At 54.9% G+C, this 9,788-nt stretch carries 16 protein-coding genes; 1 reads left to right on the top strand and 15 read right to left on the bottom strand.

What is annotated here, in order from left to right; all coding sequences use genetic code 11:
• Window positions 1-4: 4 nt before the first annotated feature.
• From N7922_RS05970 to N7922_RS05915, 12 genes are all read right to left on the bottom strand, one after another.
• The gene (locus tag N7922_RS05970; RefSeq protein WP_263099684.1) at window positions 5-577 is read right to left on the bottom strand and encodes a hypothetical protein; all 573 of its coding nucleotides are present in this window, start codon (window positions 575-577) and stop codon (window positions 5-7) included.
• Complete coding sequence (locus N7922_RS05965; protein ID WP_263099683.1) at window positions 574-1,080, bottom strand: hypothetical protein; 507 nt, start codon at window positions 1,078-1,080, stop codon at window positions 574-576. The genes N7922_RS05970 and N7922_RS05965 overlap by 4 nt, the downstream gene beginning before the upstream one ends.
• Window positions 1,055-1,465 (bottom strand): phage head closure protein, encoded by a 411-nt coding sequence (locus N7922_RS05960; protein ID WP_061493558.1) that lies wholly within the window; start codon window positions 1,463-1,465, stop codon window positions 1,055-1,057. Before N7922_RS05960 ends, N7922_RS05965 begins: the two co-directional genes overlap by 26 nt.
• Complete coding sequence (locus tag N7922_RS05955; RefSeq protein WP_263099682.1) at window positions 1,462-1,785, bottom strand: head-tail connector protein; 324 nt, start codon at window positions 1,783-1,785, stop codon at window positions 1,462-1,464. Before N7922_RS05955 ends, N7922_RS05960 begins: the two co-directional genes overlap by 4 nt.
• A 74-nt stretch (window positions 1,786-1,859) precedes the next feature.
• Window positions 1,860-3,086 carry a phage major capsid protein gene (locus N7922_RS05950; RefSeq protein WP_263099681.1) on the bottom strand — a complete coding sequence of 409 codons (1,227 nt, stop codon included), beginning with the start codon at window positions 3,084-3,086 and terminating at the stop codon, window positions 1,860-1,862.
• A gap of 9 nt (window positions 3,087-3,095) precedes the next feature.
• Complete coding sequence (locus N7922_RS05945) at window positions 3,096-3,695, bottom strand: HK97 family phage prohead protease (RefSeq protein WP_061493555.1); 600 nt, start codon at window positions 3,693-3,695, stop codon at window positions 3,096-3,098.
• Window positions 3,688-4,914 carry a phage portal protein gene (locus N7922_RS05940; RefSeq protein WP_263099680.1) on the bottom strand — a complete coding sequence of 409 codons (1,227 nt, stop codon included), beginning with the start codon at window positions 4,912-4,914 and terminating at the stop codon, window positions 3,688-3,690. Before N7922_RS05940 ends, N7922_RS05945 begins: the two co-directional genes overlap by 8 nt.
• Window positions 4,904-5,065 (bottom strand): hypothetical protein, encoded by a 162-nt coding sequence (locus N7922_RS05935; RefSeq protein WP_263099679.1) that lies wholly within the window; start codon window positions 5,063-5,065, stop codon window positions 4,904-4,906. Before N7922_RS05935 ends, N7922_RS05940 begins: the two co-directional genes overlap by 11 nt.
• Window positions 5,062-6,795 (bottom strand): terminase large subunit, encoded by a 1,734-nt coding sequence (locus N7922_RS05930; RefSeq protein WP_263099678.1) that lies wholly within the window; start codon window positions 6,793-6,795, stop codon window positions 5,062-5,064. The genes N7922_RS05935 and N7922_RS05930 overlap by 4 nt, the downstream gene beginning before the upstream one ends.
• On the bottom strand, window positions 6,792-7,292 hold the full coding sequence (locus tag N7922_RS05925) for a phage terminase small subunit P27 family (RefSeq protein ID WP_263099677.1): 501 nt from the start codon (window positions 7,290-7,292) through the stop codon (window positions 6,792-6,794). Before N7922_RS05925 ends, N7922_RS05930 begins: the two co-directional genes overlap by 4 nt.
• A 130-nt stretch (window positions 7,293-7,422) precedes the next feature.
• Entirely contained in the window at window positions 7,423-7,773 is a 351-nt protein-coding gene (locus N7922_RS05920; protein ID WP_263099676.1) for an HNH endonuclease, read from the bottom strand.
• Window positions 7,774-7,862: 89 nt separating this feature from the next.
• Complete coding sequence (locus tag N7922_RS05915) at window positions 7,863-8,048, bottom strand: hypothetical protein (RefSeq protein WP_263099675.1); 186 nt, start codon at window positions 8,046-8,048, stop codon at window positions 7,863-7,865.
• A 191-nt stretch (window positions 8,049-8,239) separates the two neighbouring features.
• On the opposite strand from N7922_RS05915, the gene N7922_RS05910 reads away from it, so the two are divergent.
• Window positions 8,240-8,479 (top strand): hypothetical protein, encoded by a 240-nt coding sequence (locus tag N7922_RS05910; RefSeq protein WP_263099674.1) that lies wholly within the window; start codon window positions 8,240-8,242, stop codon window positions 8,477-8,479.
• Window positions 8,480-8,482: 3 nt separating this feature from the next.
• Here N7922_RS05910 and N7922_RS05905 read toward each other — a convergent pair whose 3' ends face one another.
• Genes N7922_RS05905 through N7922_RS05895 form a run of 3 tightly spaced genes read right to left on the bottom strand, consistent with a single transcriptional unit; the run spans window position 8,483 to window position 9,677 of the window.
• Window positions 8,483-8,944: a lysis protein gene (locus N7922_RS05905; RefSeq protein WP_263099673.1), complete on the bottom strand. Its 462-nt coding sequence runs from the start codon at window positions 8,942-8,944 to the stop codon at window positions 8,483-8,485.
• The gene (locus tag N7922_RS05900) at window positions 8,944-9,462 is read right to left on the bottom strand and encodes a lysozyme (protein WP_263099672.1); all 519 of its coding nucleotides are present in this window, start codon (window positions 9,460-9,462) and stop codon (window positions 8,944-8,946) included. The genes N7922_RS05905 and N7922_RS05900 overlap by 1 nt, the downstream gene beginning before the upstream one ends.
• A complete protein-coding gene (locus tag N7922_RS05895) occupies window positions 9,462-9,677 on the bottom strand; it encodes a class II holin family protein (RefSeq protein ID WP_103245751.1) in 216 nt (71 codons plus the stop codon). Before N7922_RS05895 ends, N7922_RS05900 begins: the two co-directional genes overlap by 1 nt.
• Window positions 9,678-9,788 lie beyond the last annotated feature (111 nt).

Here is a 9,788-nt window from a genome sequence, read left to right as displayed (position 1 = left end):
GCCCTCAGTTGCCGGTTGTGCCTGGCAGGTTAATTTCGGTGTGGTGTTCGATATTTCCGTCCGGGCCCTCGCCGGGGTCGATGAAGTCAACATCAATGGACAGCGTCAGGAGATCACTCAGCGCATCAAGATCATCAGGCTGGCGGGTATCGTCATCAGACAGTTCGGTATCGACAACAAAATCAAACTGGTAAGTAAGTTCGTAGCGGTTAACGTCGAGCAACGTGCCACCGTCATAAGTGATCGGTTCGCCGCGTTCCTCTGGATTCCAGCCTAAAAGCGCCTTAAATAGCATGTTGCGGATGTCGTGAACAACGTCATAAGAGGCCCATTGCCCTCGCTCATCACGCCCATTACTGACGAAAACAATAACGGAGAATCCCTCGCGCAGATCCTGCCAGTAGTCGGTCTGGCTTTTTTGCTCACCAGGTGAATCATCACCCGGCACCACGTAGGCCGACGGCAGGGCGAGCTTCCCGGCCTCAGGCAGGTTCTTGAACTGAGCAGCGCCCGCAACCCGGTTTTCAAAAACAGGGCAGCGTGCACGCAGGGCGGCAATAATCGGGGTCAGCTTCATTTTCGGCGTTTCTCCGGCTTCAGTGAGAGGCGCAACTCGCGGGCGAGAAGATAACGCGTCCATGATGCGTTGTGGTTGAGCGTTTCAACCATGAAGTTGTTACGCGGTGCCATGCGCCAGCCACTGCCGCCAGACGCTCCGCGATGATGACTGCGGCGACGCCGTGCGCCACCACGCACACCGTAGAAAAGAAACGCCGGATAGAAATCGCCGGTGATCAGCCTGTTACCCTGCCCGTTGCGCTGGTTAGGCGCGATACGCGTCATAAAGCCAGGGCGACGTTTACTTGCCTTTGGCACCATAAAGCCTATCGACTTCGCCAGACGTCCGCTCTGAAATCCCGGGTTTTCGCCGGGTTCCGAGCGGCCACGACGCATCACCAGGCGGCGGGCGTCGCGCATGTGCTTCTGGCCAATGCGAATAAACGCCCGTCGCACCCGCGCGCGGTTGAAGCGCATCTCATTGGGCTGCTGAAAATCAACGTGAAAAAAGGGTGTTGCCATTGCTGCTCCCTCCGCTGTTGGACGGCACGCCGAGATCGGTACATTCCAGCAACAAAAAACGCCGCTTGCTGTTGAGATCGCGGGCGCGCTGAACACGAAACACCTCGTCACCGCACACGACTTCAAAATCCTTCGTGATACCGGAACGCCAGCGGATCGTGATGTAATGCGTTATCGCGTTGTCGGTCTGGGCCGTTTCCTGGTATGTGGTTGCGCTGGTCTGTGTCACTTTAGCCCAGGCGTAAAACTGCACCGGATACGTCGGCTCAGTCCCCATATCATCCGATGGGGTGTCGACGCGCTGGCGGATCTGCACCCGCTTATCGAGTTCACCGGGGTCGGGGAGGATATAAGTTGCGCTGGTCTGCGCCTGCCGTAACTTCATAGCGGGATAAACCTGTAGGGACCAACCAGCCAGTTATAGGACTGCGGCATTTCGGACTTCTCAATTTCACTGACGGACGAGCGGTTTTCGTAGTAATGCGTCAGCAGCAGGAGCATCCCGAGCTTCACATCATCAGGCATCGCCAGCCCTTCAGGATCCTCTACGGGTACAGTCGCCGATTTCTCGTAGAGGGTACGATTCAGAAATGATTCCGTCCGCGCCTGCACCGCGCTGCCAAGCAGCACGAGAAGGGTATCCTCATCAGTGAAATCCTCATCAAGCCGGAGTTGCGCCTTGATTTCTGAGAGTGTCAGCAGCATGAAAATCTCCATGCCCGCCAGATGACGGGCATAAAAAAACCGCTTACGCGGCGGTGACTGTGCTTTTTTGCCGGTTATGCGGCTGGTTTGCCCACCAGCGCCTTGATAGCGGCCACGTCTTCCAGCACGCAATCGAAACGATGGAACGCCAGGAAAGCCGTCTGGTCGTATTCTGCGTAACGTTCAACCAGGCGCTTCAGCGTCATATAGGTAATACGGCGCACAATGAAGCGGTCGAAGTCACCGAGGAAGGCGAATTTTTTCCCCGCCGCAATACTGTCAATGGCCTGGTCGATCACATACTGGTACCCAAGTACCGTTGCTGGCGCACCGCCGATAATATTCGGCAACCATAAAGGTCGGTTCTGTGCGTCCACCATTTCTTCCACAGTCTGAAGGGTGGAATCATTGAATGCCCAGCGGAACTTCGGACCGCTGCGGTAAGCCGGGTCGATCGCGTGTTTCAGTTTGTTCATTTCCTGCCAAGTGAACGCTGTGGCGGAAGCCGTGTTTACCGCCCCGGTAACGGAAGCCACCAGACCTTTCGGCTGCACCGGCGTGCCGGTCCCGGTGCCCTGCACCAGGTATTTGGCTTCACCGCGGCCAATACGCTGACCGATGCGCGATGCCAGATATGCTTCAATATCAACGCCGCTGTCCTGCAGCAGTTCGTTAGAAACCTTAATGATTTTTGACGAAAGCTTTTTGGCGCCCAGAATTGCCGAGCCGAACGTCACATCTTCTTCGGTGGTTTCCGTGTTTTCCCCCAGCAGTTCCCCTTCTTCTGCAGTACCGTCGGACGTTGACCAGGTAATGTCCTGCCCGTTCGACGTATTGAGGATCTGTGCCACGCTGGCGATGCCGCCGTAGGCTTTCATTGAGTCGACGATTTTATTCAACATCTGCGTCGGCACGGTGTAACCGCCTTTGGCATCCGTGGAAGTTCCCTGGGCACGCAGTTCTTTAAGCGCATGGCGCTCTTCTGCGGACAGTTCACCGAAGCCGTGACGAAGGAACTTATCAAATGCAGCGGCGCTGCGTCCGGCATTCTGCTCTTCCGGCGTATTGTTACGCTGCTCACGGCGTTGCTCGTCTTCCTGATCTTCAACGTGGACCTGATCGAGGCGGCGAAGTTCCTCCAGGCGCCCGATCTGCTCATCGATCGCATCCAGTTCAGATTTAGCCGCGTTCCACTGGGTGCGCTGCTCATCAGTCCAGGCTGCGTCACCGATTTTTTCGTGCAGCGCACGCATGTCGATGGCAATGGTGTTACGTTTTTGCTTCAGTTCGTGCAGTTTCATGTTTTTTCCTTACGCGTTAAGAAGGTTCAGCAGGCGCTCGCGCGCCATTCGTTGATTAATGGCTTGCGCCAGCGCGCCACTGTCGCGCGCCTCCTGCCAGGCTTTCATGGATCGGACACCGGAATCGGCTTCCTGATAGGCCGGGTAGGTCACCGGGCTCACATCAAAAAGCCGGGAAAAGCGGGAGATTTCACGGATAACAATGCCTTCATCATCTTCAAACCAGTGCTCACCATCACGCGCCACGCGGAATGCAAAGGAAGACTGGTTGATGTCGCCGCGGAACATCGGGGCCAGGACAAGATCACGAATGGTCTGCGTCTCCGGGGCCACAATGTCGTAACGCAGCCCCTTATCATCAACCGACAGTGAAAGCGTACCGGCGGCGCTGCGGCCAAGAATAAAGTTCGGGTCATGGTTAAACAGACCGCGCACATCATCATTCAGCACGTCGTCAAACGCGCCAGGTTTGATGATTTCACGGAATCCCCATAACGGCTCGGAGCGGCTGTTGAACACCGAGCCATAACCGATAATGTGCGTCGGCTGCTCACTATGTTGCTCCGCCCGAACCTCGCCGCTGTAACAGCGGACTTCGCGATCATCCATTGGTTTGCTCCTCGCTTTTTGGGTCGGTGGTAAAGTCTTTTAAGGGGTTAGCTGCATTGACGCTGACCAGCATTTCGTCAAGGCCGTCGACCGGATTCATGTCTTCGAACGCGCGCGCCTCGTTGCGGCTCATCCAGCCATCCGTGATGGCGAAGTGATAGAACTGTGCCCGCTCCTGCGGCGTACCGCGCAGAAGCCCGGTCAGGTTAAAGCGGGTATAGAAACCTGCCGCCAGTTCAGCGCGGGTGAAAATCCGGCGGTTTAACTCCTGCTCCCAGTTGGTTACCCAGGGCATCATGGTGTAGCGGACAAACTGAATGGCCTGCTGGGTGATATTGGAGAACGTGGCTTTTTCAAGATCGTTAATCATGTGCGCCGGCACGTTGAAAATCCCGGCGATCATGGAGCGGTTCAGTTTGGTCATGTCGATTATCTGGGCGTCGACTGGAGAAACAGTAAGTGCCTGATAATCGAGATCAGCAGGCAGCAGCATGGTCTTGTTTTCCTGACTGCGCAGCGCCAGTGCTGCTTTCTGCCACACTTTTTTTAATCTGTCCCACCCTTCACTTTTTATTTCGCCTTTGACTGTAACGATACCGGCAGGCCGCGCATTGCCACTGAAAAAGCTTTCGGTATACTTCTGCCCGCTCATGCCCAGGCCGATGGTTTCGGCATGCTGCATAATCGGACTGAGCCCCATTTTCTGGTTATTGCCCAGCGCCCGGATATGGATCATGTCATCCGGGCTGATGGCAAAGCTCCCCTCTTCGTTGTACATCCCATAGGTGTAGCGACCGCCCGTTTTCAGCAGCGTTGTTTCCCATGGCATGCAACTCTTTAGCTCGGTGACTTCGCCGCGACTGTTACGCTTCACCCACGAATAGCCGTTGCCCCAGCCGAGAATATGGCGCTGTTTTAGCTCACGCCATTTGTAGCTGGTCTGCCATGTATTTGGCTCGTCGTGAATGAGGTAAAACGCCGGGTGATCGCGCGCCGGCTCAACTTTGCCATTGCTCTTTCGCATAACGTGCAGCGGCATCTGGGCCAGGTTCGACGACAGCACATAAATACAGGCGTAGACCGCCGCCAGTTTCATGGCTGTTTCCGGGCTGACGTACACATCAGATTTAAAAATCCCGTCCGTATCGACCAGATCGCCGCTTATCGGCGTAGTGGGATTTTCCAGTGATTCACTTCTGAACATGGCATCAAGCAGCACGTTTCCCCCTTCTGGCCATTGCCAGTGCAGCCACCAGCAGCAGGCCGCCGGAGAACATCAACGCGGGAGCCAACCCAAATTGCAGGTAGAACCCCGCCGTGAGCAGTCCAAAACCGGCCAGCCCGATCACATCAGTAATGATTGATTTCATAGAATTAAGAGGTCTTCGTCTGGATCCAGTGATGAAAGGAAATCACCAGGCTCTTTTAGCATGGCCCGGCCAATTGCCATAATCAGCGCCACCGCGCCGTCAATTTTGTTTTCGTTCTGCTCTTTAATAGGCTTAACCACATCGTCGTTGCCGGGGATGTTTTTGCCAACGACGTTACCAATACACCAGGACATGATCGGGTTGCCGTCATGATGAAAACGCCCGGACTCGATCGCCGCTTCCAGTTCTTTCATCGGGTCTGACATGTTGGCGAAGTTCTGGATGATGGTGATCGGGTTAAGCTCTTCATCTGCCAGATCGTGCGAAAGACCGGTTGCACCGAAAGGGTCGATCGGCGATTCGCTGACGGGATTCAGTTTGTTAGCCGCTTTGGCTTCTTCCAGGATGTAACGGTAATCCACCTCCGCGCCATCGGTGACGGTGAGATAACCCATCTCCACCCATTTCTGGAAGCGTTCAGCGGTGCGGCGATCCTCGTTTTTCTCCACGCTGTACACTGTGTCGTAGGGCACCCAGAAACGCGGCGCTACACTGTAGTAATGCGTTTTTCCGTCAATCTCGCGGGTAAACAGCCGCGCCATGCTGTTCATATCCAGCTTACGCGCCAGGTCGAATGCCAGCACGCAGGGCTGCCCTTCGAAACGCTCGAGCGTCAGCGTTTTGTCTTCGCAGTTCTGCCAGGACACAAGGTTGTAGAAGGCCGCGCGCGCCGCCACCCAGATATTCAGATGCTTGGTTTTAAAAACGCCAGCCTGCCGGGCGTTGTTGATCGCCCGAACCTGCTGACTGAGAAGGAAATCACGGTACACCGAGACGCCCATATTCGGGTTTGCCTTCTCCAGCACCTTCGGATCCGTCCAGTCGTCGCCCTCGTCAACCGTGTAGATAATGCCGAAAAGCTCTTCATTTGGTACCGAGCCGTTCAGCATCTCGATCACTTCGCGGCGTTTGTCGTAGCACGGCCCTTCAATGTTGTAACCGGCGGTGGTGATCGCCCACATCAGCGGCTGCCGCCGCGCGCCCATCCCCGTCAGCATGGTGGTATAGAGCGCATCGGTCTGGTGTTCGTGGTATTCGTCGACAATCGCGCAGTGTGGCGAGGCACCGTCGCCAGGGTTGCCAATCAGCGGCTCAAACCGCGCGCCGTCCTCAGGGCGGTTCAGGTTGGAGGCATTCACCTCGATGCCGAATGCTTCCACCAGCAGCGGCGTACGCTTGCACATCAGGCGTGCCGGGCGGAACACTTCCCAGGCCTGCTTTTCAGTCGTGGCGCCGGAATACACCTCCGCGCCGAACTCGTTATCACAGGTAAAACAGTACAGCGCCACGCCGGCAGAGATTGCCGACTTCCCGTTTTTACGTGGGATCTCGGTGTAGACCTCACGGAAACGACGTAACTTTGTTCCCTTCTGCACCCACCCAAACGCACTGCAGGTAATGAAAAGTTGCCACGGCTCCAGCGTGATTGGCATCCGCTTGAACGCCCATTCACCTTTTGTGTGCGGCAATAACTGAATAAACTTCGCGGCCTTCTCCGCCATGTCTTTATCAAAGCGGTACCGGAACTTGCGGCTTTTCTCCTGCGCCATGTCATCGATGTGACGCTGGCAGGCCTGAATGACAAACTGGCACGCCGGGATTTTCCCCCGCACAACGTTGCGGGCGTACTGATTCGCGGCGTTGACGTTGGGGTAAGATTTCCGGCTCATGAATTGATCATCTTCAGGAATGGGTTTGAGGTTTTCTTCTGTCCGGCAAGGCCGATAAGACGCTGGCGGCTGCTCGGGTCAAGACCCAGCATCGAACCGGTGGAGCTCATCTCCGATTCCTGCTCTTTCTTGGCGGTCAGTTCAGGGTTCTTTATCCTGCCACCCATCGCGCCGACGATGGTGTTACCATCCGAAGCGATGTTTTTCACGGCGCGGCGCCAGAACTCGTATGCAATACACCAGCGTTCCAGTACAGCGAGATCGGTAACACAGAGCAGGCCCTGACCACATAATTCCTTTGTGGTCAGCTCCCACATGATCGTGGCCAGCGGCAATCCATCGTCTACATCGGAAAACCATTCCGGCGGTGCGACCCCCTTTATGGGAGTGAACACCGGTTCTTCTTTATTCAGGGCTCGCTTGCCGGGGTTCCCGGCCAACTCCTTGCGCGCCGTTGGCTTGGGGCGACGCCCGGAACGCCCCGCCGTTCCAGCCATATGCGGCACTCCTGGTTAAATTTCATTTTTCGCGGGTATAAAAATACGAGGGGGCTGGCAGTCCGGCAGGCAAGGGGTTGCAGAGATTTACCCTCCCCCTCCCCCTGCATGCCTTAAATGACATTCATTCTCACTTGAGGCGTTCGCGTGCGGTCTTCGTGGCATGGCATGACCAGCACAGTGACTCAAGATTGCTGTCGTCGTCAGTGCCACCGTTGGCCTTCGCAATGATGTGGTCAACACAAGCGGCTGTTACAGCCAACCCTCTACGCAGATGCTCCTGGCACAACCCTTTGTCGCGCTTCAGTATGCGAGGTCGTATCACGTCCCACCTGCTGCCATAGCCGCGCTGGTGGCGTGACTGGCCCGGCTTGTACTGACGCCAGCCTTCGCCTTTGTGCGACTCGCAGTAGCCGGAAGGATCCGTAGTTGTGTTGCGGCAGCCACGCGCGCGGCAGGCTTTTGGTGTGCGTGGTGGCATGGAAAATTTCTCGATTATTTAGCGCATTCGAAGCGCAATAAAAAAGCCACCAAAAGGTGGCCTTTGTGATAGTAGTAACGGAGATAAAATTAATGTGAAACAGCTTCTTTAATTGCTTTTTCTTGTTCCGCGGTGAGAGATAGAATTCCATTCTCATTCTCAGCGAGCCATTTAAGCGCTATTTCTAGGGCTGATTCATAAGCCAGATTGTTTGCAGGCCCAGCCTTTATTGACTGCAATAATTTATTAACGTTCTCATCATCAACTGTATGCATGATTTCTCTCCTGGTAATTGAGACACCAGAATTTCATCACGACACATCGAAGGCAAGGCATTATCACAGGCACTCAGTGAATGCCTGCTGTAATGCCCGCCAAACTTTCGCATTGGCCACACCAATGCCCTTGAGATCGTCACTCAGGTTCGTCTATGCTCCCCGTTGATATAACCACTGAGGATTGCTAAATGACTTCATTAGGAATGCAGGTTGCTTCAACTCTGTTTGGTTTTACAGGTACGATCCTGATGTTTTTCAATAGCTATGCATTAATACCCTACGAGGCGGCTATGTTTGGTAGTGACGAAATAATTGAGCACGACAGAAAGGTGGAACAAAAAAATAAGCGCATGTTGAGAAACCAAAAAATAGGCATCGGCCTGCTTTCGCTCAGCTTCTTGCTCCAACTGATCTCATATTCCCTTTAATTTTCACTTTAAACATTGTTGCCTGATGTAGTCCTGCAAGTAGTTCACTTGCCCGGTGATGCTGGCGATTCGCTCTCTGAGGGTGAAATAATCCCGTTGAGCGGAGTCTGTAAGTCGGGGGCTGGTTGCATCGCCCATGCTGCCGGTGCTGGCCGTTCCGTCCTTTTCACAGGTTGCGTTGAGCTGCAACCGACGCTTGCCAGCAGCAACATCGCGCTCAAGCTGATCAATAGTGGCGTGTGCATTTGCCAGTTCTCCGGTGTATTTGGCATCCAGTGCGGCGACATCGCGCTGGCGCACCTTCATGTCATCAATGGTGGCGTTAGCCAGTTTCAGATCGCTGGTGGCTTTATCGCGCTGCTCTTTGTAGGTGATGGCGTTGTCGCGGTAATGATTTACCATCCAGCCAAGTGTGCCGATAACCACAAGAGCAACCACACACAGAATTCCCGTTACCCGGCCCATTACACACCATCCAAGCAGAGCGCTTTTTCTTTACTGCGCCGGGTAACGAGGCCAGGTAGTTGAACGCCGTCGGCGTACACCCAGCGGGTGAACTGATTACAGGCAGACGTCCATGCTGATGGACCTTCACGCAGTAGCGCGTACAGCGTTGATTTCTGCATGGCACCGCAGCCAACGTTAAACGTCAGCGACGTTACAGCGGAAAAGGTGTTATCACTCAGACGAGCGCCAGCAGCGTAGGTATTAACGCACTTCTCAGCCTGCAGGATGTTTCGCTCCCAGTCGGCGGCGATCTGCGCATCAGTTTTGCGCGTCCCGGCTTTTACCCCATGGGTATTGCCGATGCCATCAGTCAGGACGCCGGCCGGGCACACATACGGATCACGGCGGCACGCTTCAGCGTTGCCGATTAATTCGAGCCCACGCTCATTGGTACGAACCTGCCCATTACTCAGAATGATTGCGATGATCGCCGCCACCGAGCAGACAGCGCCACCAGCAATTTTTACTTTGCTCATCACTGGCCCCTGGCGGCTTTTCGCCGATCCTCTTTGATTTTGAAATACAGATTGGTCAGATACGTCAGCAGACCAAAAAGAATACTTGCGAGAACACCAATAGCCGCCCATTGAGAGGGCGAGACTTTATCCAGTAGCTGGAGCACCCAGAACCCTCCGTTTGCTCCGGCAAAACCGTAGCTCACACCAGTTGTGATTTTGTCCATTCGATACATACCCCACCTCCGCGCTAGGGAAGTGCTGTGCGTGATTGATAAAGGGAGGGATCTGGCCTTCGGGCGCTTTCGTAAAAGTGAAGGTAGTGTGTGATTCCCGAGGCCAGAAAT

Source organism: Kosakonia sp. ML.JS2a (assembly GCF_025642095.1).
In the GTDB taxonomy this organism is placed as follows: Bacteria; Pseudomonadota; Gammaproteobacteria; order Enterobacterales; family Enterobacteriaceae.
The sequence above is the reverse complement of the archived record's forward strand: the minus strand, read 5'-3'. Positions and strand labels throughout refer to the sequence as shown.

Coding starts and splice junctions, on each gene's coding strand:
- N7922_RS05900 (WP_263099672.1), bottom strand. CDS start 9,462: ATGAGCAAAGTAAAAATTGCTGGTGGCGCTGTCTGCTCGGTGGCGGCG.
- N7922_RS05915 (WP_263099675.1), bottom strand. CDS start 8,048: ATGCATACAGTTGATGATGAGAACGTTAATAAATTATTGCAGTCAATA.
- N7922_RS05895 (WP_103245751.1), bottom strand. CDS start 9,677: ATGTATCGAATGGACAAAATCACAACTGGTGTGAGCTACGGTTTTGCC.
- N7922_RS05945 (WP_061493555.1), bottom strand. CDS start 3,695: ATGGATGATCGCGAAGTCCGCTGTTACAGCGGCGAGGTTCGGGCGGAG.
- N7922_RS05960 (WP_061493558.1), bottom strand. CDS start 1,465: ATGAAGTTACGGCAGGCGCAGACCAGCGCAACTTATATCCTCCCCGAC.
- N7922_RS05965 (WP_263099683.1), bottom strand. CDS start 1,080: ATGGCAACACCCTTTTTTCACGTTGATTTTCAGCAGCCCAATGAGATG.
- N7922_RS05905 (WP_263099673.1), bottom strand. CDS start 8,944: ATGGGCCGGGTAACGGGAATTCTGTGTGTGGTTGCTCTTGTGGTTATC.
- N7922_RS05925 (WP_263099677.1), bottom strand. CDS start 7,292: ATGGCTGGAACGGCGGGGCGTTCCGGGCGTCGCCCCAAGCCAACGGCG.
- N7922_RS05910 (WP_263099674.1), top strand. CDS start 8,240: ATGACTTCATTAGGAATGCAGGTTGCTTCAACTCTGTTTGGTTTTACA.
- N7922_RS05935 (WP_263099679.1), bottom strand. CDS start 5,065: ATGAAATCAATCATTACTGATGTGATCGGGCTGGCCGGTTTTGGACTG.
- N7922_RS05920 (WP_263099676.1), bottom strand. CDS start 7,773: ATGCCACCACGCACACCAAAAGCCTGCCGCGCGCGTGGCTGCCGCAAC.
- N7922_RS05970 (WP_263099684.1), bottom strand. CDS start 577: ATGAAGCTGACCCCGATTATTGCCGCCCTGCGTGCACGCTGCCCTGTT.
- N7922_RS05950 (WP_263099681.1), bottom strand. CDS start 3,086: ATGAAACTGCACGAACTGAAGCAAAAACGTAACACCATTGCCATCGAC.
- N7922_RS05930 (WP_263099678.1), bottom strand. CDS start 6,795: ATGAGCCGGAAATCTTACCCCAACGTCAACGCCGCGAATCAGTACGCC.
- N7922_RS05955 (WP_263099682.1), bottom strand. CDS start 1,785: ATGCTGCTGACACTCTCAGAAATCAAGGCGCAACTCCGGCTTGATGAG.